The 22,529-nt window shown below is 62.7% G+C and carries 23 protein-coding genes; 16 read left to right on the forward strand and 7 right to left on the reverse strand.

Translation table 11 applies throughout. The features are described from left to right. Positions 1–28: 28 nt before the first annotated feature. Both fmt and truA read left to right on the forward strand, forming a co-directional pair. Positions 29–934, forward strand: a complete 906-nt coding sequence (gene fmt / locus ABDZ98_RS12565) for a methionyl-tRNA formyltransferase (protein ID WP_343808524.1) — start codon at positions 29–31, stop codon at positions 932–934. Then, positions 931–1,674, forward strand: coding sequence for a tRNA pseudouridine(38-40) synthase TruA (gene truA / locus ABDZ98_RS12570; protein ID WP_343808527.1), 744 nt, complete (start codon positions 931–933; stop codon positions 1,672–1,674). The genes fmt and truA overlap by 4 nt, the downstream gene beginning before the upstream one ends. 24 nt (positions 1,675–1,698) lie before the next feature. Here truA and ABDZ98_RS12575 read toward each other — a convergent pair whose 3' ends face one another. Further along, a complete protein-coding gene (locus ABDZ98_RS12575; RefSeq protein ID WP_343808530.1) occupies positions 1,699–3,897 on the reverse strand; it encodes a transglycosylase domain-containing protein in 2,199 nt (732 codons plus the stop codon). 156 nt (positions 3,898–4,053) lie between these two features. Between ABDZ98_RS12575 and ABDZ98_RS12580 the strand changes: the two genes are divergently transcribed. Genes ABDZ98_RS12580 through ABDZ98_RS12590 form a run of 3 tightly spaced genes read left to right on the forward strand, consistent with a single transcriptional unit; the run spans position 4,054 to position 6,244 of the window. Beyond that, positions 4,054–4,428, forward strand: a complete 375-nt coding sequence (locus ABDZ98_RS12580; RefSeq protein ID WP_343808533.1) for a DUF6152 family protein — start codon at positions 4,054–4,056, stop codon at positions 4,426–4,428. 11 nt (positions 4,429–4,439) lie between these two features. Beyond that, positions 4,440–5,255, forward strand: coding sequence for a hypothetical protein (locus tag ABDZ98_RS12585; RefSeq protein ID WP_343808536.1), 816 nt, complete (start codon positions 4,440–4,442; stop codon positions 5,253–5,255). Next, positions 5,255–6,244, forward strand: coding sequence for an SMP-30/gluconolactonase/LRE family protein (locus ABDZ98_RS12590; RefSeq protein ID WP_343808540.1), 990 nt, complete (start codon positions 5,255–5,257; stop codon positions 6,242–6,244). Before ABDZ98_RS12585 ends, ABDZ98_RS12590 begins: the two co-directional genes overlap by 1 nt. 77 nt (positions 6,245–6,321) lie before the next feature. Here the strand turns inward: ABDZ98_RS12590 and ABDZ98_RS12595 are convergent, their stop codons facing one another. Together ABDZ98_RS12595 and cobS are read right to left on the reverse strand one after the other, a co-directional pair. Beyond that, a complete protein-coding gene (locus ABDZ98_RS12595) occupies positions 6,322–7,941 on the reverse strand; it encodes a M28 family metallopeptidase (RefSeq protein WP_343808543.1) in 1,620 nt (539 codons plus the stop codon). An 80-nt stretch (positions 7,942–8,021) separates the two neighbouring features. Continuing rightward, the gene (gene cobS, locus ABDZ98_RS12600) at positions 8,022–8,993 is read right to left on the reverse strand and encodes a cobaltochelatase subunit CobS (protein ID WP_425543045.1); all 972 of its coding nucleotides are present in this window, start codon (positions 8,991–8,993) and stop codon (positions 8,022–8,024) included. 86 nt (positions 8,994–9,079) lie between these two features. Between cobS and ABDZ98_RS12605 the strand changes: the two genes are divergently transcribed. Then, the gene (locus ABDZ98_RS12605) at positions 9,080–9,733 is read left to right on the forward strand and encodes a glutathione S-transferase family protein (protein WP_343808549.1); all 654 of its coding nucleotides are present in this window, start codon (positions 9,080–9,082) and stop codon (positions 9,731–9,733) included. Between the two features lie 8 nt (positions 9,734–9,741). Then, positions 9,742–10,599, forward strand: a complete 858-nt coding sequence (locus tag ABDZ98_RS12610; protein WP_343808551.1) for an oxygenase MpaB family protein — start codon at positions 9,742–9,744, stop codon at positions 10,597–10,599. 19 nt (positions 10,600–10,618) lie between these two features. Here ABDZ98_RS12610 and ABDZ98_RS12615 read toward each other — a convergent pair whose 3' ends face one another. After that, positions 10,619–11,218 (reverse strand): J domain-containing protein, encoded by a 600-nt coding sequence (locus tag ABDZ98_RS12615; RefSeq protein WP_343808554.1) that lies wholly within the window; start codon positions 11,216–11,218, stop codon positions 10,619–10,621. A 54-nt stretch (positions 11,219–11,272) separates the two neighbouring features. Here ABDZ98_RS12615 and ABDZ98_RS12620 point away from each other — a divergent pair, with 54 nt between their 5' ends. From ABDZ98_RS12620 to ABDZ98_RS12635, 4 genes are all read left to right on the forward strand, one after another. Then, positions 11,273–11,551, forward strand: coding sequence for a BolA family protein (locus ABDZ98_RS12620; protein WP_343808556.1), 279 nt, complete (start codon positions 11,273–11,275; stop codon positions 11,549–11,551). Continuing rightward, positions 11,548–12,255, forward strand: a complete 708-nt coding sequence (locus ABDZ98_RS12625; RefSeq protein WP_343808559.1) for a glutathione S-transferase — start codon at positions 11,548–11,550, stop codon at positions 12,253–12,255. Before ABDZ98_RS12620 ends, ABDZ98_RS12625 begins: the two co-directional genes overlap by 4 nt. Before the next feature lie 2 nt (positions 12,256–12,257). Then, entirely contained in the window at positions 12,258–13,136 is an 879-nt protein-coding gene (locus ABDZ98_RS12630; protein WP_343808969.1) for a pirin family protein, read from the forward strand. Positions 13,137–13,518: 382 nt separating this feature from the next. Continuing rightward, positions 13,519–14,010 (forward strand): FKBP-type peptidyl-prolyl cis-trans isomerase, encoded by a 492-nt coding sequence (locus ABDZ98_RS12635; RefSeq protein ID WP_343808562.1) that lies wholly within the window; start codon positions 13,519–13,521, stop codon positions 14,008–14,010. A gap of 47 nt (positions 14,011–14,057) precedes the next feature. Here ABDZ98_RS12635 and ABDZ98_RS12640 read toward each other — a convergent pair whose 3' ends face one another. Next, positions 14,058–14,669 (reverse strand): YceI family protein, encoded by a 612-nt coding sequence (locus ABDZ98_RS12640; protein ID WP_343808565.1) that lies wholly within the window; start codon positions 14,667–14,669, stop codon positions 14,058–14,060. Between the two features lie 77 nt (positions 14,670–14,746). Then, positions 14,747–15,805: a DUF2332 domain-containing protein gene (locus tag ABDZ98_RS12645; RefSeq protein ID WP_343808568.1), complete on the reverse strand. Its 1,059-nt coding sequence runs from the start codon at positions 15,803–15,805 to the stop codon at positions 14,747–14,749. An 81-nt stretch (positions 15,806–15,886) separates the two neighbouring features. Here ABDZ98_RS12645 and hisG point away from each other — a divergent pair, with 81 nt between their 5' ends. Genes hisG through nusB form a run of 3 tightly spaced genes read left to right on the forward strand, consistent with a single transcriptional unit; the run spans position 15,887 to position 18,305 of the window. After that, entirely contained in the window at positions 15,887–16,567 is a 681-nt protein-coding gene (gene hisG / locus ABDZ98_RS12650; RefSeq protein ID WP_343808571.1) for an ATP phosphoribosyltransferase, read from the forward strand. Beyond that, on the forward strand, positions 16,567–17,856 hold the full coding sequence (hisD, locus tag ABDZ98_RS12655; RefSeq protein ID WP_343808574.1) for a histidinol dehydrogenase: 1,290 nt from the start codon (positions 16,567–16,569) through the stop codon (positions 17,854–17,856). Before hisG ends, hisD begins: the two co-directional genes overlap by 1 nt. After that, positions 17,853–18,305 (forward strand): transcription antitermination factor NusB, encoded by a 453-nt coding sequence (gene nusB, locus ABDZ98_RS12660; RefSeq protein WP_343808577.1) that lies wholly within the window; start codon positions 17,853–17,855, stop codon positions 18,303–18,305. Before hisD ends, nusB begins: the two co-directional genes overlap by 4 nt. Positions 18,306–18,319: 14 nt before the next feature. On the opposite strand, the gene ABDZ98_RS12665 is transcribed toward nusB, so the two are convergent. Continuing rightward, a complete protein-coding gene (locus ABDZ98_RS12665; RefSeq protein WP_343808579.1) occupies positions 18,320–19,174 on the reverse strand; it encodes a S1/P1 nuclease in 855 nt (284 codons plus the stop codon). Between the two features lie 33 nt (positions 19,175–19,207). Between ABDZ98_RS12665 and thiL the strand changes: the two genes are divergently transcribed. Together thiL and ABDZ98_RS12675 are read left to right on the forward strand one after the other, a co-directional pair. Next, positions 19,208–20,083: a thiamine-phosphate kinase gene (gene thiL, locus ABDZ98_RS12670; protein WP_343808582.1), complete on the forward strand. Its 876-nt coding sequence runs from the start codon at positions 19,208–19,210 to the stop codon at positions 20,081–20,083. Positions 20,084–20,209: 126 nt separating this feature from the next. Further along, positions 20,210–22,339, forward strand: coding sequence for a sodium-translocating pyrophosphatase (locus ABDZ98_RS12675; RefSeq protein WP_343808585.1), 2,130 nt, complete (start codon positions 20,210–20,212; stop codon positions 22,337–22,339). Positions 22,340–22,529 lie beyond the last annotated feature (190 nt).

Raw genomic sequence — 22,529 nt, forward strand, 5'->3', positions numbered from 1 at the left:
GGCCTAAGAGTGAAAGGGCCTCTTCGTCATGCGACTGATCTTCATGGGAACGCCGGACTTTGCCGTGCCGACCCTTCGCGCATTGCACGAAGCGGGGCACGATATTGCCGCCGTCTATACCCAGCCGCCCGCCCGCTCCGGTCGCGGCAAGCAATTGCGCCCATCACCCGTCCATCGCACCGCTCAGGAGCTGGGGCTGGAAGTGCGCCATCCCGGCACCATGAAGGACCTGGAAGCGCAGGCCGGTTTCCACGCGCTGGAGGCAGAGGCAGCGGTGGTGGTCGCCTATGGGCAGATCCTGCCGCTTTCGATCATCAACGGCCCGCCAAGGGGCTGCTTCAACGTCCATGCCAGCCTGTTGCCGCGCTGGCGCGGTGCCGCCCCGATCCAGCGCGCCATACTGGCGGGCGACAGCCTGACCGGCATCACCATCATGCGCATGGAAACGGGCCTGGATACCGGCCCCATGCTGCTGAAGGGCAAAACCGAAACGGAAGAGAAGACCGCCGGCGACCTGCATGACGAACTGATGCACATGGGCGCGCGGCTGATGGTGGAAGCGCTGGACAGGCTGGACACGCTGCGACCGGAAATACAGGACAGCCGCGATGCCACCTATGCCGCCAAGATCGACAAGGCCGAGGCGGCGATCGACTGGACCCGGCCCGCGCTGCATATCGAGCGGCAGGTCCGCGCCTTCTCCCCCTTCCCCGGCGCATGGTTCGAGATGGATGGAGAGCGGATCAAGCTGCTGCGCGCGCGCATGGTGGGGGTGAACGGCGCGGCCGGCACGGTTCTGGACGAGCACCTGACGATAGCCTGCGGCAATGCCGCCATCCGCCCGGTGGAGCTCCAGCGCGCGGGCAAGCCGGTGATGAGCGCGCAGGATTATCTGCGCGGCAAGCCCGCTCCGGTGGGCGCAGTGCTGAAGTGACCCGCTTTGCCCTCACGCTGGAATTCGATGGTGGCCCTTTCATGGGCCTGCAACGCCAGGACCACGGCCCCACCGTGCAACAGGCAGTGGAGGAGGCTGTCTTTGCGGTAACGGGTGAAGATGTGCGGATGCACAGCGCGGGCCGCACGGACAGCGGCGTGCATGCGCTGGGCATGGTCAGCCACGTCGATATCGAGAAAGACATCGATCCGTTCCGCCTGTCACAGGCGATCAACGCCAAATTGCGGCCCGATCCTATTGCCGTCGTCGCCTGCTCCATCAAACCCGATGACTGGCACGCGCGCTTTTCCTGCACCGGGCGGCGCTATGAATATCGCATCGTCAACCGCCGCGCGCCGCTGACTCTGGAACGCGGGCGCGCGTGGCATGTGACCCGGGCGCTGGATGCAGAGGCGATGCACGAAGCCGCACAGCACCTTGTGGGGCTGCACAATTTCACCACGTTCCGGTCTGCCCATTGCCAGGCCAATGATCCGGTCAAGACGCTCGACCGGCTCGATGTCAGCCGCGAGGGGGATCACGTGATCGTGCGGGCAGAGGCGCGCAGCTTCCTGCATCACCAGGTGCGCTCCATGGTCGGCACGCTGTCCCTGGTGGGGCACGGCCAGTGGAAGCCGGTGCAGGTGGCGCAGGCCCTGGCCGCGAAAGACCGGGCCGCGCTGGGCCTCAACGCCCCGCCGGAGGGGCTGTATTTCGTGGAAGCGATCTATCCCGCCTGAACTGGCTTGGCTTGAACGACCGGCCTAATTTGGCGCTGGCGCTGGCGCTTGTGCCGGCTCCACGCTCAGCCCCTGCTCATCGACCCTTATATCGATCGGCACGCCTTCAATCTCGGTCCGCACGCGTGCGCCGTTTTCCTCTATGCTCAGCGTGGATGTGCCGTCGCCCAGCGGGATATTCTCCAGCCCTTCCACGTCGAGCGGCTGCACCGGTCCGCCGGGATCGGGCGAAGCGTCGGGTCGCGGCGCAGGTGCGCGTGTCTCGCCCAGCGCGGCCTGCATGAAATCACGCCAGATGCGCGCAGGCAGGCCGCCGCCGGCAACGCCGTTGAGCGGCGAGTTGTCGTCATTGCCGATCCACACGCCCACAACCAGCCTGTCCGCACCCTCTCCGGCATAGCCGACGAACAGCGCATCGCGGTTGTCCTGAGTGGTGCCGGTCTTGCCGAAATTGGCACTGCGCAGCATGGCCCCGCGGCCAGTACCGCGATTGACCGCCTGCCGCAGCAGGCTCTCCATATCCTCGTGCACGCTGGAGGAAAGGCTTTGCGGCCCGTTCCACAGCCAGTCCCACCAGCTCTGCTCCGGCTGGGCGAAGGCATGCGCCTGAACCGGAAATTCATTGCCGGCGATCCCGGCATAGGCCGATGTCAGTTCCATCAACGTCATGGTAGAGGTGCCCAGCGCCAGGCTGGGATCGCCCTCATCCAGCGGTGAGGTGATGCCCAGATCGCGCGCGGCGGCAATCACCGCGGCATCGCCCACCTCTGCCTGCAACCGCACGGCCGCGACATTGGAGCTTTGCGCGAAGGCATCGGCCAGGGTGAGAAATTCGGAATAGCGGCCATTGGCATTGCGCGGCTGGTACGAGCCCTGCGTAATCTCGGTATTGGGAATCGTGTCGTCGGGGTCCCAGCCGGACCTGAGCGCGGCCAGATAGACGAACAGCTTGAAGGTCGAACCCACCTGCCGCCGGGCCTGCGTGGCCCGGTTGAAGGGGGATGCGGCGTAGTCGCGCCCACCGATCATCGCCACCACTTCACCTGACGGGCGCATGGCCACCAGCGCCACCTGCGCATTGCCCAATGGCGCGCGCTGCACCGCCTGCCGGGCGATGTTTTGCAACCGTGAATCGAGCGTGGTGGTGAGCGTTTGCCGGGCATATCCCGGCCCCGTCATCCGCCGCGCCTCGGGCAGCGCCCAATCGGCGAAATAGGTGCCTGTGGGCAGGTCATTCGTCTCGCGCACGTCCAGCGTGGGTACGCGCATGGCATCGGCCTGAGCCTGCGTGATATATCCCGCCGCGACCATCGCGTTCTTGACCAGTGCCATGCGCTGCGCCGCAAGATCGGGGTTGCGCGTGGGGGCAAGGCGGCTAGGCGCCTGCAACAATCCTGCCAGCATGGCTGCCTGTTCAGGTCGCAATTTCTCTGGCTGGCGATAGAAATAGTGCAGGCTGGCGGCGCGCAGGCCGTACATATTGTCGCCGAAATAGGCGTTGGAGAGATAGCGCTCGAGGATTTCGTCCTTGGTCAGCCATGCCTCCAGCCAGAAAGCGATCAGCGCCTCGCGCGCCTTGCGCGTCATGCTGCGCTCGGCCGTCAGGAAGGTGAATTTGGCCAGCTGCTGGGTGATGGTGGAACCGCCCTGCGCCATGCCGCCGCTGACATTGGCCCATGCCGCCCGCGCAACCCCGCGCGGATCGACGCCCCAGTGATCGTAAAAGCGCCGGTCCTCAATCGCCAGGAAGGGCTGGATCACATGTTCGGGCAGATCGGCAACGGCAACCGGTTCATCCACCACGGCGCCATTGCGCGCGATCGGTGTGCCATCTGCGGCCAGCAAGGTAACCTGCGGCGCGGCGATCGGCTCAAGCGACTTGGACAGCGGCGCGGTAACCGCCAGCCACGCCACCATCAGGATGAATACGAACAGGACCGCAGCTATGCCCCGGCTGACCCACCACCAGCGCGTGCGCTTCTTCGGAGTGTCTCCACCCGGCGGCGTGAGATCGGCGCCGGTTGGTGATTTCGCATTCACATCGGAATCAGCCGGCTTTGTTCCGAAATCATCGCGATCATAATTATCATCGCCAAAATCGTCGTCGTCATCGTCCGCCCCGCCATACAGGGCAGACCACGGCGCGGATTCGAGCACAGAGGTAACCTCACCCGGACGCCAGTGGCCATCCTTGCTCTGCTTCTTGCTGCGTAGCCAGTTCATCATTGCTGTATTAACCGTTTAACACAGTTATGGCGAGAGGCTTTCCGGTTTCGGCTGTGTTCATCGCTTTTGGATATTATCAAATTGGGGTGATGACGAGCGGCGCGTTAGCTGCCATGATCCACATGAACAGGGCCTAAAGGCTTGGAGAGGACTATGAAGAAACTGATTGCCCTTGCGGGCGTGCTTGGCCTGGCGATGGTAGCACCGCCAACGATGGCCCACCATTCTTTCGCGATGTTTGACCGTACGCGGGAAGTCACGGTGAGCGGCACCGTGCGGGAATTCCAATGGTCCAATCCGCATGCCTATATCCAGCTGGTGGCCAAGGATGCACGCGGCAATGACGTGGAATGGAGCCTGGAAATGGGCTCTCCCATGTATCTGTATGCGCGCGGCTGGCGTCCGCGCACGCTACGCCCCGGATCGCAGGTGAGCGTAAAACTCAATCCCCTGCGCAATGGTGACAATGGCGGCGTCGTGCTGGAAGTCAGCGACGCACGGGGCAATTCGATCGGAACCAATCAGTGAGGGGCCATTCAGTGAGCGGCAAGCCTGTGAAAATCGCGCTGGCCGCACTGGCGGCATCGCTTGCGCTGACCGGCTTTGCCACCCCCGCCCTTGCCGATCACCATGAAGAGCAGCAGGCCCGGGTGGAAACCTTTGCCCAGCTGCCATACTGGCCCGGCTATTGGGTATCTGAATATCAGGCCGGAACCACGATTACCGGCCTTGCCCCCGCATTCACCAATCCTGAGGGCGCCGGAACCACATTTGCCAATATCATGTCGCTGCGCGGCGATCAGGCCCCGTGGAATGACGAAGGCCGCCGCCGCCTGCAGCATGTGCGGGAAATCTCCGGCGGCAGGAAAGCCACCGGCTGGGGCTATCCGATGATGATGAATTCAGCCACGCCGCTGCTGTTCCTCATCACTCCCGAACACGTGCTGATCATCAACGCCTATAATGAGGCGCGCTACATCTACACCGATGGCCGTCCCATGCCCGATGAGCTGGACATGTGGCCCACGACCTGGGGCACATCGATCGGCCACTGGGAGGGCGATACACTGGTGGTGGAAACGGTGATGGTCGATTCGCCGTCCAATTACTTCCACGGCGCACCGCCCTTTTCCGAAGAGGCCCGCTATATTGAGCGCATCCACATGGATGGTGACCGGCTGATTTCGGACATGACGATCGAAGACCCCGTCACACTGACGGAGCCATGGAACGTATCGGTCAGCTGGATTCGCGAATCCGGCTGGGACCGCATGATCTCTATCGACTGGGATAATGACCGGACCGGCAATGACGGTGAATTCAACACTATTGAGCCGACGACTGTGGAGAATTGATGATGCTTCGATTCGGTGCCTTTCTCGCTGCCAGCCTGGCGCTTGCCGCCCCGCTTGCCGCCCATGACCTTCTGGCGGGTGAGAGCGCGACCGATATCCCCGCCATCGCCGGTGTCGTTTCGGGCGATGCGGAATGGGAACTGGTGATTGCCGATTTCCTGATCGCCGATGGCATGGCCACCCTGCCCGATGGCGGCCTGCTGTTCGCCCAGGAACAGAGCAATACGGTGAAGAAGATCCTGCCTGACGGAACGCAGCATATCTATCTTGGCGATATTGCCGGTGCCGGCGCGGTCTCCGTTGATGGCGAAGGCAATGTCTATGCGGTGGAGCGGACCTGCACCGATCCCGGTCTCAATTTCCCCAGCTGCCCCGAGCTCACCCGCGTGGTGCAGATTGCACCCACGCGCCGCCTGATCGCCAATGCCTTTGCCGATGGAACATCGCTGGGGCGGCTCAACGATCTTCAGGCAGACGGACATGGCGGTGCATGGTTCACGCAAGGCGCGCTGTATCACACCACGGCTGATGGCACGGTGACCACGGTGGCGCAGGTCGATGCCTTTACCAATGGCGTGACGCTCAGCCCCGATGGCAAGACGCTGTATGTCACCAACCGCACCGAAATCCTGGCCTTTGATGTTGGTGCCAATGGCGCCACCTCCAACCGCCGGACCTTTGCCACGCTTTCCAGCGATACTGCCGGTTTTGGCGGTGACGGGATGACGGTCGATGCGCAGGGCCGCCTGTATGTCACTGGCGATGCCGGGGTCTATGTATTCGCTGCCGATGGCCGTGAACTGGGCATCATGCCCACTCCGCGCCGGTCCATCACGCTGGCCTTTGCCGGGCCGGAGCGCGACATGCTGTATATCGGCACGATGGGCGCGGTGGGGCCGGACGGCAAATTGTGGGCCACGCCCGATGGCGTGCGCAATGTGGCGATGACCATCTACCGCGTTCCGACCCTGGCACGCGGAATGCGCTGAGCCACGCGGCATGCGCTGAGCGCAGCCGCGATAGCCTTGTCGGCCAGTTACTCGGCGACCTGTTACTCGGTGACCTGTTACTCGGCAGCCATCAGGCCGCCGAAGGTCTCACCGAAGAAATCACCCGCTTTCCACAGCGGGCGCTCATCCATATTGGCGACACGCCGGGCGACTTCGTAATTGATCGCTGCAAAGCGCGCGAGCACTTGAAAGTCCACCAGGTCCGCTTCGTCCGATGCCTTGTGGTAATGGTTGGAGAGAAATTCGTCCTGCTTCTCCTCCCCGCCATTGCCATAGCCGATATCCAGATAGATCGCGGGGACGCCATTCTCGACATAGGAATACTGGTCTGAACGGGTGAAGAAGCCCTGTTCCGGCTGCGGATCGGGGCTGAGCGCAACCCCATATTCCTCAACTGCGGCCTGCACATTGGGAAAGGCCGTGTTCCGTTCGGCCCCGAACGCCACCAGATCGGAAAATTCATAGGTGACGATCGGCATGTCGAGATTGATGTTCACCGCCACCTGATCCGCCGGAACGGTGGGATTGGCAGCGTTGTAGGATGATCCGATCAGCCCCTTTTCCTCTGCCGTCAGCGCCACGAACAGCACCGGGCGGCGCGGCGGGTGATCGGCCAGCAGGCGGGCCACTTCGATCATGCTGGCAATGCCGGTGGCATTGTCCATTGCGCCATTGAAAATCTCGTCATCGCCTTCCTCTTCGGTCGGCTGAATGCCGAGATGGTCGAGATGGGCGGTCAGCACCACATATTCGTCCGCCAGTTCGGGATCGCTGCCGGGCAGCATGCCGATGACGTTGGGCGATGATGTCTCGGCGAACTCGCTGGCAAACTGAATTGCCATGGTCTTGCCCAGAGCAAAGCTTGGCATCACGCCATCGTAACTCGCTTCAGCGGCGATCACATCGTCAAAATCGAAGTCCTGCCCTTCCAGCAGCTGCCGCGACATTTCAGGCGAGAGGACGGCGGAAGCGAGTATGTTGGGAGCACTCGAATAGGCTGTTCCATCGGTGCCGACCCAGGTCATCGAAGTGTCGTGCCTGGATTCTTCAATCGTCGATTCCCAGCCGTATGCTTCCTCCAGACTGGGAGTCCACAACAGCACCACGCCCACCGCTCCGCGTTCAGACAGGCGGGCGCGCTGGGTGGAGCGGTAATGCGCGAGCTCCTCGGAGTTCAGATCGGACGGGCCGCCGGAAAGCCGCACCGCAATCTTGCCGCGCAGGTCCACGCCTTCGAAATCGTCGCGGCCGGGCAGATCAAGGCCATATCCGATAAAGACCAGTTCGCCCTCGACCGAACCGCTTTCCTTCATGGCCGATCCGCTCATGTAAAAATCCTGCCACATGGTCAGCGGCCTGGCGCCTTCGGCGTCGCTCAGGACAACTGCATTGCCGTGCTCCGCAAGCGAATAGCTGCGCAGCGGGACATTCTGGAAATAGGTCTGATTGTCCCCGCCCGGTTCCAGCCCCAGCGCGGCGAAGCGCCCGGCCACATAGCCCGCTGCCATGGCATGGCCGCGCGTGCCGGCCTCACGACCTTCCATGCTGTCATCCGCCAGAACGCGCACGTCGCGCTCCAGCGACTCGGCATCGACGGTGGCATTATGGGCAAGTGCTGGTGCACCAGACGTGAAGACAAGTGCCAGACCGATGCTGGCACGAAGCAGGGAATGCATGCAGGGACTCCGCTAGGAACGACAATTCGTTGCTAGCGAAACCGGATGCGGTTGCAAGCCTTCAATAGACGAGCAGTCAATCAGGCCTTGCCAACGACACTTTCAGGCAACTCGGTGCCAAAAACGCGCTGGTAATATTCCGCCACCAGCATCCGCTCCGCCTCATCGCATTTGTTGAGGAAGGTCAGGCGGAAGGCAAAGCCGGGATCGCCGAAAATCTCCGTGTTCTCGGACCAGCTGATCACCGTGCGCGGGCTCATCACCGTGGAGATATCGCCATTGATGAAGCCCTGCCGCGTCAGATCGGCAACGCGAACCATGTCCGCCACCAGCTTGGGATCAAGCTTGGTCTTGGTCTGCACGATCTCGCGCTCGACCTCTTCGGGCAGGTAGTTGAGAGTGGCGACGATGTTCCAGCGGTCCATCTGCGCCTGGTTGATCGCCTGCGCGCCGTGATAGAGGCCGGAAGTGTCACCCAGGCCGATGGTGTTGGCTGTGGCGAACAGACGGAACCACGGATTCGGGCGGATCACCCGGTTCTGGTCCAGCAGCGTCAGCTTGCCCGCCTGTTCCAGCACGCGCTGGATCACGAACATCACGTCAGGGCGGCCAGCGTCATATTCGTCAAACACCAGCGCCACGGGATGCTGGAGCGCCCACGGTAGCAGGCCTTCGCGAAATTCGGTTACCTGCAAACCGTCGCGCAGCACGATGGCATCGCGGCCGATCAGGTCGATACGGCTGATATGCGCATCCAGGTTGATGCGGATACACGGCCATTTCAGGCGCGCGGCCACCTGTTCGATATGCGTGGATTTGCCCGTGCCGTGATAACCCTGCACCATCACCCGGCGATTGAAGGCAAAGCCCGCCAGAATCGCCAGCGTGGTATCGGGATCGAAGACATAGTCCGGATCCACATCGGGCACGCGTTCATCCGCCTTGGAAAAGGCAGGAACCTTCATGTCGATATCGACACCAAAGGTCTCTCGCACATCCAGTTCAAGGTCAGGCACGGCCATGACCGTGCTATCGTCGCTTTTGCTCGTCATTTCGTTCATTGCGAAGGTTGCCTAGACGCGCCTTTGTTTGGCTGCAACAAGCATGTGACCAAAGCAGGTAGCAAGAGAGGCAGGTCATGCAGATATTCGGATTTCCAACCAGTCCCTATGTCAGGAAGGCCATGGTCATCGCGGCGGAAAAGGGCGCTGATGCAGAGCTGGTCGAAGCCACACCGCACAAGCCCACGCCGGAATTCCTTGCGGCCAGCCCGTTTCGGATGATGCCCGCCATGCAGGACGGCGATTTTACCCTGCCCGATTCGACCGCCATCGCCTTCTATCTCGATGCCAAATATCCGCAGCCGCCACTGCTGCCCGCCGATCCGCAAGCGCGCGGGCGGGTTATGTGGCTGGATGAATTTGCCGATACGATCCTGTCCAGTTCCGCGCGCGGCGTGGCCTTCAACCGGTATATCGGCCCGGCCCTGCTGGGCCTGCCAGAGAATGAAGAGGCAGCCGCCGCCGCAGAGGCCACCGCCCATCCCGCGCTCGATTATCTGGAAGACCAGATGCCCGAAGATGGCTGGCTGGTGGGCGAATATTCGCTGGCCGATATCGCCGTGGCGTCATGCCTCAAGACCCTGTCCTATGGGCTGGACGTCAAGGCGCGTCCCAGGACCGCCGCATGGCTGGGCCGCATGGAGGCACGCCCGGCATGGCGCGCTGTGGCCGAGCTGGAGCGTGACATGATCGAAGGCGCACGAATCTCCGGCGCGCACAGGAGCGGCTGAACGGCGCAATGGCAGGCTCCCCGCCCCTTGCCGCTGCCGCCGATTATGTCCGCCAGCGTCTGGTCAGGCAGGTTCGCGCCGTGTTCAACGACGTGGAGAGCGGCGAGCAATCGGTCCTGCCATCGGACAACGCCCTGTTCATTCGCGATACGCCGATCCGCATGGTTCATGCCGATGTGGTGAGCATGATGGTGGGCGGAATGGCGGCGCTGCTGTTGCAGATGCTCCACCCGCATGCGCTGCGCGGGGTGCTGGAATTCTCCAATTTCCGCGAGGACATGCATGGCCGACTGCGCCGCACCGCGCGCTTTATCGCGGTGACGACCTATGGTGACAGAAACGATGCAGAAGCGGCCATAGAGCGCGTCAACGCCATTCACGCGCAAGTGAAAGGCACATTGCCCGACGGCACGCCATATTCGGCGCGCGATCCGGCCACGCTGGCCTGGGTGCACCTGACCGAAGCGGTGTGTTTCCTCGATGCCTATTGCAGATATGTGCGGCCCGAAATGCCGCTGGCCGAGCAGGACGAATATTTCCGCCAGTTCGCGATCATTGCCCGCAAGCTGGGCTGTGATCCGGTGCCGGAAAGCAAGGCGCAGGCGCTGGCGATGTTTCGCACCATGCGCAGCCAGCTCCACGCCAGCACCGAAGCGCGCGAGGTGGCGCGGCTGATCACCGATGGGCGTACCACCGGCGCGGCACGGGCGATCCAGCCGGCGCTGGCTGCGGCTGCGGTGGACCTGCTGCCGCCATTTGCGCGCACCATGCTGGCGCTGGAGCATCCGGGGCTGGCGATGATTCCGGCGCGGCTGACCACCAGTGCGCTGGGCGGCACGTTGCGCTGGGCCTTTCGCCCGAAATAGTCAGGAAAACACCAAGTAATCAGGAAAAAGCGTCTGCCCGGCGCAGCAGTTGATAGGCTTCCACCACCCGCTGCAAGCGCCGTTCATGGCTGCGGTCCCCGCCATTGCGATCAGGGTGGTAACGCCGCACCAGTTCCGAATAGCGCTGCCGCAGCCTGGTCCGGTCCGAGCCTGGCGACAACCCCATCACGCTCAGCGCCTCATGCTCCTTTAGGGTGAAGCGACTGGTTTCCTGCCTTGCTCCCTGCCGCGTACCTGCACGGCGACGGATATGGCCGCCAATGGCATCAAGGGGATCGGTGAAATCGGCCCAGCGCGGCAGGCCGTCCGCCCCCGCGTCCGCCCGGAATGCGCGCGTTTCGGTCTGCCAGCCGGAGACGGGAGACTGCGCCGCCAGGATTTCCTCCGCGCTCATGTTCTCGAAGAAATCATAGCCCGCGTTGAATTCACGCACATGATCGAGACAGAAATACCGCCAGTCTCCCGGCCCGTCAAAACCGGGACCGCGCGAGCCGGGGGCGCGAAATTCGCCCTCCTCTTCGCAACCGGGCGCTTCGCAATTGCGTCCGTTGCTGTCATACCTGCCGTGAAGGTTCTTGGGAATTCTCTGGGAGCGCATTCGCTTGAAAATGGGGCACGGCGGCCCAATTGAAAACCCCAAAGGAGTCAAAAATTGCCCGGACCGATCGAAAAGGAAATCACCGAGCTGCTGGAGGCGGCGTTCAAGCCCATCCTGCTCAATGTGATCAATGACAGCGCGCAGCATCATGGCCATTCGGGCGATGACGGTAGCGGCGAATCGCATTTCACCATCGTGATCGAAAGCGGCGCCTTTTCCGGCAAGAGCAGGCTGCAACGCCAGCGCATGGTCAATGCCGCGCTGGGCGATATTCCCGGCCAGCGCGTTCACGCCATGTCGATCCAGGCGCTCGCTCCGGACGATCACAAGTGAGTTACCAGCTGTGGTACTGGCCCGACATTCCCGGTCGCGGCGAATTCGTGCGGCTTTACCTTGAAGCGGCAGAGCTGGATTACGAGGACGTGGCGCGCGAACAGGGCGCCGATGCGCTGGTGGAGGATCTGCACGCGCGGCAGGGCATGCGCCCGTTCGCCCCGCCCTATCTGATCGACGATGGGGTGTGCATCGGCCAGACCGCGCTGATCCTGACCTATCTGCAGGACAAGGAGGGGCTGGGCTCGGGCGATCTGGAAAGCGACCTTCAGCTGATCCAGATGCAGATGGATATTTCCGACCTGGTGGAGGAAATCCACGCCACCCACCACCCCATCGCGCCCGGCCTATATTATGCCGACCAGATGGATGCAGCCTTTGAGAAGGCGCATGATTTCCGTGAAAATCGCCTGCCCAAATATCTGATTCACTTCGATAATGCTCTGGCAGGCAATGGCGGCCCGTTCATGCTGGGCGACCAGTGGAGCCATGTCGACACGTCGCTGTTCCAGGTGATGGAAGGGCTCGACTATGCCTTCCCCCGGCTGATGGCGCATTTGCAGGGCACCTTCCCCAATCTGGAGGCGTTGCAGGCGACCGTTCCCGATATCGAAGGCGTGGCCGCCTATCTGGCATCGGAGCGGCGGATCGAATTCAATCAGGATGGCATTTTCCGCCATTATGAGGAGCTGGACCAGCTGTGAGCATCATCAAGACGGTGACGCCGGTCACCCATGACCTTGGCGGGTTTCAGGTGCGCCGCGCGGTGCCCAGCCCGGAATGCCGCATGGTCGGGCCATTCGTGTTCGTCGATCAGTTCGGCCCCGCGCGTCTGGAACAGGGCGAAGGCATGGATGTGCGCCCTCATCCGCACATCAACCTGGCCACGGTGACATGGCTGTTCGAAGGCGCGATCGATCACCGCGATTCTATCGGCACTTTCAGCACCATCCGTCCCGGTACGGTCAATCTGATGACTGCCGGAAAGGGCATCGTCCATTCTGAACGCTCGCCCCGGTCGGAGCGCGATGCGGGGCCGGCCATGTATGGCATGCAGACCTGGCTCGCCCTGCCCGATGGCAAGGAGGAAATCGATCCGGCATTCGAGGCGGTGAGCGATCTGCCGCTGGTGCAGGATGCCGGGGCCAGTGCCCGCGTCATCATGGGTGAGCTGTGGGGCGAAAAGGCCCGCACCACCACCTATGCGCACACCATCTATGCCGAGATCAACCTGGAGCCCGGCGGCATGATCCCGGTCGAAGCCAGCGCCGATGAGCGCGCGGTGATGCTGGTGGGCGGAGACGCCACACTGGGCGGTGACAAGCTGCTGCTGTACACGCTGATGGTGCTGGCGCCGGGCGATGTGATGATGCTCGGCTCCGAACATGGCGGCAAGGTCATGCTGCTGGGCGGAGAAGCCTTCACCACCCACCGCCACGTGTGGTGGAATTTCGTCAGCTCTGATCGCGAACGCATCAACCAGGCGAAGGACGACTGGAAGATGGGCCGCTTCCCCAAGGTTCCGGGCGATGCGGAGGAATTCATCCCCCTGCCGGACAAGCCCAAGACGGTGAGCTACCCCTGAGGCTACTGCTTGCAGATCAGGCGATTGCCGGTGCCAGGATGATTGCGATCAGCGAAGTGATGATGATGACGTCTGTGACAAAGCTCTTCATGGGACTGTTCCTTTGGTTCCACCCTTTTCAGGGGATGAGCTTTCTCTAACCCTCCTTTGTCGCACCCATTTGTCCCGGATGGCGCGAATTGTACGAAGTTGCACGCGTGGCGGCCGCGCCTGTAGTCATCAGGGCGTTGATAACGCACGATATTGCTCGAACCGCACCTGCAAATTCCGTTACATCTGAGACAATTGGGCAAGACCCTGCCTGCCCGATGAACGCGGCTGGGGAAATTCGCCCTGCAACAGGGGTGACGCGGCCCGCAGCGCAGATTAGACACGGCGCACCATGAACAAACTCGCCATCGCAGCGGCACTGGCCGCCACCGCCGCCGCACTCACCATTCCCGCATTCGCACAGGAATCCCGCATGCAAAGCTCCGCCTGGTTCAACCAGCAACAATCCGCACTCCACGAACTCAGCGAAGATGATGGCTGGGCCACGCTGGAAGGCGGCGTGAAATTTCGCCGCACAGCTGGCGATGGCACCGGCCCGGCGCCGACAGTGCGCGATATCGTGTCGGTTCATTACTCCGGCAGCCTGACCGATGGCACGGTGTTCGATTCCACCGAGGGCCGCGATCCGGCGACTTTCCCGCTCAACCGGCTGGTTCCCGCATGGCAGGTGGCCATCCCTTACATGGGCGTGGGTGACACGGCAGAAATCGCCGTCCCGGCAGAGATGGGTTATGGCCCGCGCGGTGCAGGCCCCATTCCCGGCGGCGCGACGCTGTTTTTCACCATCGAGCTGATGGACGTGATGGTCCCGCCGGGAACCTGATCAGGTCTATCCTGCTAAATTGATTCCGGGGTCTGTTGCCGGTTGGCCTATTGCTGCTGGAATGTCAGCGAGAAGGTCACCGGCACCTGACCGGTTATCGCATCCAGATTTGCCAGATTGCGCAGTTCTTCCACGCCGCCATCAAGGCCGAAGCTGGCCGCGCTGACGATGATCGGGCTGACTGTCTCGACACGCACCTTGTCCGGCGCAATGCGCGTGACCGAAAGCTGGCTGGCAATGTCGGCTGTGACGCCGTGCAGGTCCAGCTGGCCGGTCACGTCCTGTGTCAGCGTATCGCCAGTGCCCAATGTAGCGAAGGCGGCCGGGTCTAGCTGGACGGTGGCGGTGGCAGAGGGAAACTCGGCCACGTTGAACAGGAAATCGCGCATACGTTCATTGCGAACGTCCACGTTCGTCTCGACGCTGGTCAGATCGATCGACAGGTTTGCCGCGCCCGCAGCCGAGACCGCGCCCGAAAGGCCGGTGAAGGAATGCGCCTCCGCAATCTCGCCCGCCTTCACCGTCACGAAGGACAGATGCGATTCCTGCGGTGAAAGCGCCCAGTCGCCCGCCAGCGGCGCTTCCTCTGCCGGAGCCGTGGAACAGGCGGCAAGCGCAAGCGTGGATGCGGCGAGAGTAAAGCGTGAAGCAAATGACATGGCGCGATTCCCCAAAATTGTGGTCCGATAATCAGAATACTGCATTTTTGCGGCGGGGACACCTGCAGAATATCCGGCTATCCGTCCAGCCACTCCACCCAAGCGCCGTGCGGGTGCGCTTCGGCGAGGTGCACCACATCTTCGCCGCCCATCCCGTCACTGGGCCAGTATTTGACCGTCAGTTCGTGGCGGAAGGTGGCACGGTTGGTTTCCACGCGAATCCAGGCGAGCGGCCTTTCCGATGTTGCGGCCCGTCCTGCCTCCTCCATCATGTCGGTGATCGCCTCACGCGTGTGGACCGGCAGATATTGCCACATGACGGTGTGGAACAATACGCGGGTGACGCCTGCTTCGTGCGGAGCGGCCAGCCGCTGGGCCACGAAGTCGGCTGCATCCATCTTTACCAGGTTGGGCGGCATTTTGCTTGCCAGCGCGATGGCGGCGTCCATGCGCGTCATGCGGTCTTTCGCATCGGCCCAGATATAGGCCTTGAGCCGCAGCGCCTGCACCGGATCGGTCAGGTCGACCGGCGCGATGTCGCAGCCGTGCACATCGACAATCTCCACCGGGTTTTGCGGCGGCGCTGCGCCTTTCCACTCCGGCCTGATCACCATGCTGGACATGCGCGGCCCGGCGGTGGTGCCTCCCAGATCATAGAAATAGCGGGCCATCATGGTGTTGATACCCGCGCTCGCGCCAATTTCGATCAGCTCGAACTTCGGCCCTAGCCTGCCGGAAAGCCACAGCAGCCCGGCCATCACGCTGGCAGAGCGGCCCGCCTCATTGGTCTGCGGCGGACTGTCGAGCCACGGCAGCAGGAGGTGGTCAAAAGTTTCGGCACATTCGCGAACCAGCCGGTCCACGCTGCTCTGGTCAGTTATCAGGCCCTGATAGACAGGGGCGAGCCGGTCATCCGCCCCTGACAGATAGAGGTGGTGCAAAGCGCCGGCCACGCGCAGTGGCATGGCATCCTCCAGGCTCAGCCCGGCCCATGTGGACATGCGCCGTCCGGTGGCGGTGTCTGTGTCCAGTATCGCCAGTTCGCCGCGAATGATCCGCGCGGTGATCGGCGCGCCTGCCCGTTCGCTATGCTGTGCCTGCCATTCGATCGCCTCGCCCACATCGGCGATTTCCATGACTTTGCGATTGCCCTGATCGCTATCTTTCGCCGCCAATGACATTGCCCTTTTGTCTCTCTCACCCTACATCGCGCGCCCATGACCCAAGCATCAACCCGGCCTTTGACCTTCGCCGTTCCCAAGGGGCGCATTCTCGATGAAGCGCTGCCCGTGATGGCGCGTGCGGGACTCGTGCCGGAAATGGCCTTTCACGACAAGGCCGACCGCTCGCTCAGCTTTGCCACGCAGGACGGAGACGCGCGGATCATCCGCGTGCGCGCCTTCGATGTCGCCACCTTCGTCGCCTTTGGCGCGGCGCAGGCGGGGATCGTGGGATCGGATGTGATCGAGGAGTTCAACTATTCGGAGCTGTATGCCCCCGTTGACCTGGCCATCGGCCACTGCCGCCTGTCGGTGGCAGAGCCTGCCAGCAGCGCCGATTACACGCCCGGCACCGCCAGCCACCTGCGCATCGCCACCAAATATCCCAACATCACCAGCCGCTGGTTCGAGAAGAAGGGCGTGCAGGCCGAGTGCGTCAAGCTGAACGGCGCGATGGAACTGGCGCCTTCGCTGGGCCTGTCCGGGCGGATCGTGGACCTTGTCTCCACCGGTGCCACGCTGAAGCAGAACGGACTGGTTGAGAAAGACGTGATCATGCAGATCAGCGCGCGTCTGATCGTCAACCGTGTCGCGCTGAAAACCGATCCGCGCGTAGCCGCGCTGGTTGAGCGTTTTCGCGCAGGCGCCAGCGCCGCATCCGGCGCGGACGCAGCCTGATGCAGCGGCTCAACACCAAGGATGCCGATTTTGAGCGGCGCTTCGCCCGGCTGGTGGATGATCGGCGTGAAAGCGACGACGATGTCAGCCGCGTGGTGCGCGATATATTGCTCAAGGTGCGCCAGGAAGGCGACAATGCGCTGCTCGAACTGACGATGCGCTACGACAAGCATAACCTCAATGCGGAAGGCGGCTGGAAGATCGGGCCTGATGCCTGCAAGGCCGCTTTCGATGCGCTGGACGGTGACTTGCGCGGCGCGCTGGAACTCGCCGCAGCACGCATCCGCGCCTATCACGAAGCGCAATTGCCGCAGGACCGCGATTATACAGACGATGCCGGAGTGCGCCTTGGTGCGCGCTGGAATGCGGTGGACGCAGCGGGGCTGTATGTGCCCGGTGGCCGCGCCGCCTATCCCTCCAGCCTGCTGATGAACGCCATTCCCGCCCGCGTGGCAGGGGTTGAGCGGCTGGTGGTGGCCACGCCCACGCCCGGCGGCGAAGTGAACCATCTGGTGCTGGCCGCCGCGCATCTGGCCGGCGTGGACGAAATCTGGCGGATCGGCGGCGCGCAGGCAATTGCCGCGCTGGCGTTTGGCACAGACACGATAGACCGCGTCGATGTGATCACCGGCCCCGGCAATGCCTTTGTGGCAGAAGCCAAGCGCCAGCTGTTCGGCGTGGTCGGCATAGACATGGTGGCCGGGCCGAGCGAGATTCTGGTGATTTCGGACAACAAGTCTGACCCGGACTGGATCGCCGCCGACCTGCTGAGCCAGGCCGAGCATGATCCGACCTCGCAATCGATCCTGATCACCGATGATGCGATCTTCGCCGAACAGGTGGAAGATGCGGTGGACGTGCTGTGCGCCCAGCTTTCCACGCACAAGGTCGCCCGCGCCAGCTGGGACGATTACGGCGTGCTGATCGTGGTGGAAGACATGGCGCAGGCCCCGGCGCTGGCCAATCGCCTTGCCGCCGAACACGTCGAACTGGCAGTGGACGATCCCGAAGCGCTGTTTGCGCAGATCCGCCATGCCGGCAGCGTGTTCCTGGGCCGCCATACGCCAGAGGCTGTGGGCGATTATGTCGCCGGCCCAAATCACGTGCTGCCCACCGGCCGCCGCGCGCGTTTTGCCAGCGGCCTGTCGGTGCTCGACTTCATGAAACGCACCAGCTTTATCGCGATGGATCAGGCCTCCATGCAGGCGATTGGACCTGCCGCAGTGGCGCTTGCCAATGTGGAAGGGCTTCCCGCGCACGCCAAATCGGTGCAAGTGCGCCTCAAATGAACAAGCCAGCCAGATCAACCGCGCGCTCCGCCGCGCGCCTCGCCGCCGTACAGGCCCTTTATCAATGGCATATGGAGAAGACCGCGCTCGCGCGTCTGCTCGACGAATTCCACCAGCACCGGCTGGGTAAGGAAATCGAAGACGATCAATATGTCGATGCCGAGGTTGAATTCTTCGATGACGTGGTGCGCGGCTATATCGCCCGTGCAGAGGAAGTGGACGCGCTGATTACCGCCAAGCTGGCCGAAGGCTGGACTCTGGCGCGGCTGGACAAGACCATGCTGCAGATCCTGCGCTGCGGCGCCTATGAACTGCTCGCCCGCGCAGATGTGCCCAAGGCCACCGCGATCAGCGAATATGTCGATGTCGCCCACGCCTTTTTCGATGAGCGCGAGGCGAAATTCGTCAATGGCGTGCTCGATGCCGTGTCAAAACAAGTGCGCGGCTAAGCCTTATTGCGGCGTTATTGCGGCGTTTCCACCTCGGCAAAAACCCAGTCGAGATAGGCCGCAAGGCGATAGCCCGATTGCTGAAGGCGCAGTTCCATCTGCGGCCGCCACCGGTAGTCATAATCCCATGACAGGCGCACCGGGCTTTCCCGCGTGCTTTCGCCTACCTCGCCTCCGGTTGCGGGATAGATGCGGTCACGCAGATCGGCGCTTTCCTGCATCCACACGGCGGGATCGGCCTGCCACCAGCTGATCACGTCAGCCGGATCAGTGCGCGCGACCAGCCGGTCTGCATATTCCGAATAGGTCAGCTGCTGGCGCTGGATCATTCCTTCATCCCACACCCAGTGCAGATTGGTCGGCTCGGCAATATCAAACCAGCGCACGAAGAAGTCATTCCCGCCCCGGTCCGTGCCATTGCCCACATGCAGCGGCATGTGCAGGTCCGCCACCAGATGGACCACGAAGTGCAGCGCCAGCGCCTTGTCATCCCGGCTGGCAGAGGGATCGCGCAGGGTGGCGGTGAACATCTCCAGCGCGGTGACGGCATCGCCTTCGGGCGGATGTTCCAGCATATCGATTGTCCGCCCCGATGGCAGGGTGACATAGTGAAAAGGCGATGCCGTTTCCTGCCAGAACGGCGCAGGGTTGGATCGTTCCTCATCGGGCGCCGTCGATGCTTCGGGCAGTCCTTCATGCCCCAGGATCATGGTCACGTGCGCGCGGGTATGGCCGCTGATGTTGCGCTGTGCGATATCGGCGCTTACCCGGTGACCTGTCGGCCCCCATGCAGCGGCCGGAGCCGCGAGCGAAACGGCGAAGACATGGACGGCAACGACAAGGACGGCGATTTTGGCAATTCTTTCCATGGCAACCTCCTGTCCCCGGCACATGAAACTGCCATGACAAGCGAGCTGGAATTCATCAAAGCCCTGCGCGCCATCGCGACCCACCCCGCCGCGCGCGGCCTGCTGGATGATTGCGCGGTGCTGGAAGTGGGCGGCGAAACGCTGGTGCTGACGCATGACATGATGGTGGAAGGCACGCATTACCTGCGCGGCGCGGACATGGCCGATGTGGCGTGGAAGCTGGTGGCCTGCAACCTGTCCGACCTTGCCGCCAAGGGCGCGGAACCGCTGGGTGTGCTGATCGGCCATATGCTGGGCGATGACGATGCCGATTTCATCTCCGGCCTGAAAGACGTGCTGGCGCATTACAACGTCCCGCTGCTGGGCGGAGACAGCGTTTCGGGATCGGGCCCGCGCTCTCACGGGCTGACAGCCATTGGCCGCGCCACCCATGTGCCTGTCCCCTCCAGATCGGGCGCGCGGCCCGGCGATGCGCTGTATGTCACCGGCGCGCTGGGGGCGGCGATGATGGGGTTTGAGGCCTTGCGGGCAGGTTCTGGCGCGGATGCCTCCGCCTATCTGCGCCCGATGGCGCGGCTGGCGGAAGGTCAGCTGCTGGCAGGCGAGGTAACCGCCATGATGGACATCTCCGACGGCCTGCTGCTCGATGCGTTCCGCATGGCCGAGGCAAGCCATGTCTCGCTTTCGATAGAGAGCCGGCTGGTTCCGATAGATGCCCCGCAGGAAAGGCGCAGCGATGCGCTGGTCTGGGGCGATGATTACGAACTGCTGTTCACCCTGCCCGGTGGAACCGCGCCGCCTGTCCCCGCCACCCGGATCGGCATGGCGGAGATTCGCGGATTTGCCCCGCTATTCCTCGATGGCGAAGCGCTGATCAATGCGGACGGGCTTGGATACAGCCATAATTAGGGCCTTCACGGGGGAAAATGGCCCTTTGCGCTTGCCTGATGGCCCCTCTGCATCTAGCCATATTGCCCTCTGTCGGACCCGGGAAAACCGGGCCGTTTTAATTTTGGTGAGGGGGAATAACGGGTCATGGACCTAGTCGTCATATCAATCATACTGGGCCTGCTGGCTGTCGTTTACGGCATCGTCACCAGCCGCCAGGTGCTCGGCGCAGACGCCGGCAACGCAAAAATGCAGGAAATCGCCGGAGCGATTCAGGAAGGCGCACAAGCCTATCTGGGCCGTCAGTATCGCACCATTGGCATGGTCGGCATTGTCGTAGCCGTGCTGGTGTTCGCTTTCCTTGGCAAGATCAGCGCCGTCGGCTTCGTTGTCGGCGCACTGCTTTCGGGCCTTGCCGGCTTCATCGGCATGAACATTTCCGTGCGCGCCAACGTGCGTACCGCGGCAGCTGCGCAGACCGGCCTTCAGCAAGGCCTGACCGTGGCGTTCCGCGCTGGCGCTGTCACCGGCATGCTGGTGGCGGGCCTGGCCCTGCTGGCCATTGCCGTGTTCTTCTATGTGCTGACCGGGCCGATGGCGCTCGACCTCACCGTTCTGGGTGAAAAGCGCGAGATTATCGACGCGCTGGTTGGCCTGGCCTTCGGCGCTTCGCTGATTTCGATCTTTGCGCGTCTGGGCGGCGGTATCTTTACCAAGGCCGCAGACGTTGGCGCCGATCTGGTGGGCAAGGTTGAAGCTGGCATCCCGGAAGATGACCCCCGCAACCCGGCCACCATTGCCGACAATGTGGGTGACAATGTGGGCGATTGCGCCGGCATGGCCGCCGACCTTTTCGAAACCTATGTCGTGACCGTTGGCGCCACCATGGTGCTGACCGCACTGCTGTTCACTGGCCTCGCCAGTGAAGAGCTGAAGGCGCTGATGAGCCTGCCGCTGCTGGTTGGCGGTGTCTGCATCGTCACTTCGATCATCGGAACCTACATGGTCCGCCTGGGCAAATCGAACAACATCATGGGCGCGCTGTACAAGGGCTTCATCACCACTGCGGTGCTGTCTATCCCGGCGATCTGGTGGGCCACCGAATATGCCATCGGCATGGGCCAGAGCTACACCGTGGGTGAACTCACCTTCACCGGCATGTCGCTGTTCTGGTCGATGATGGTGGGTCTGGCTGTTACCGGCCTGATCATCTGGATCACCGAATATTACACCGGCACGCAATATCGTCCGGTCCGTTCGATCGCGAAATCGTCTGAAACCGGCCACGGCACCAATGTCATCCAGGGTCTGGCGATCAGCCTTGAATCGACTGCATTGCCCACGCTGGTGATCGTGATCGGTATCATCGTGACCTACCAGCTGGCCGGCCTGATGGGCATTGCCTTTGCCGCAACCTCTATGCTGGCGCTGGCTGGCATGGTGGTGGCTCTGGATGCATACGGTCCTGTCACGGACAACGCCGGCGGCATCGCCGAAATGGCCGAGCTGGACGAAAGCGTTCGGGAAAAGACCGATGCACTGGACGCGGTGGGCAACACCACCAAGGCTGTGACCAAGGGCTATGCCATCGGTTCCGCCGGACTTGCCGCACTGGTGCTGTTCTCGGCCTACACCGCTGACCTGAAAGAATTCTTCCCGGCATTTTCGGACGGAAATCTTGCCAATGGCGAGGTCAGCTTCAGCCTTGAAAACCCCTATGTGATCGTTGGCCTGCTGCTCGGCGCGCTGCTTCCGTACCTGTTTGGTGCGATGGGCATGACCGCCGTTGGCCGCGCTGCGGGTGACGTGGTCAAGGACGTGCGTGAACAGTTCGCCAATGATCCGGGCATCATGGCCGGCACCAGCCGTCCCAACTATGCCCGCACGGTCGATCTGGTGACCAAGGCGGCGATCCGGGAAATGATCATTCCCTCGCTGCTGCCGGTGCTTGCTCCCATCGTGGTCTATTTCGTGATCACCGCGATTGCAGGTCAGGACAATGGCTTTGCCGCTCTTGGCGCATTGCTGCTGGGTGTGATCGTTTCGGGCATCTTCGTGGCCCTTTCCATGACTGCCGGTGGCGGTGCGTGGGACAATGCCAAGAAGTACATCGAAGACGGCAATCACGGCGGCAAGGGTTCAGAAGCCCACAAGGCCGCGGTGACGGGCGACACGGTTGGCGATCCCTACAAGGATACTGCTGGCCCTGCCGTCAACCCGATGATCAAGATCACCAATATCGTTGCCCTGTTACTGCTCGCGGCCCTGGTCGCATAACAACAGCTCCTTGCTTGGAATCAGGCAACGAAAGGACCCTGCCCGCCAGTTTCCCGCTTGATGCGGGGGACCGGTTGGCAGGGTTTTCTTTACCCTGAAGGTTAAACCTTCCTTCGCCCTGCGCTGCTAGGCAAAAGGCGCAGGCTTCTTGGGGAACCCTGCAAGGAGGTTAACCAAGCACGTGGCCAGG

The sequence above is a fragment of the Alteraurantiacibacter aestuarii genome (assembly GCF_039523595.1).
Classification (GTDB): domain Bacteria; phylum Pseudomonadota; class Alphaproteobacteria; order Sphingomonadales; family Sphingomonadaceae; genus Alteraurantiacibacter; species Alteraurantiacibacter aestuarii.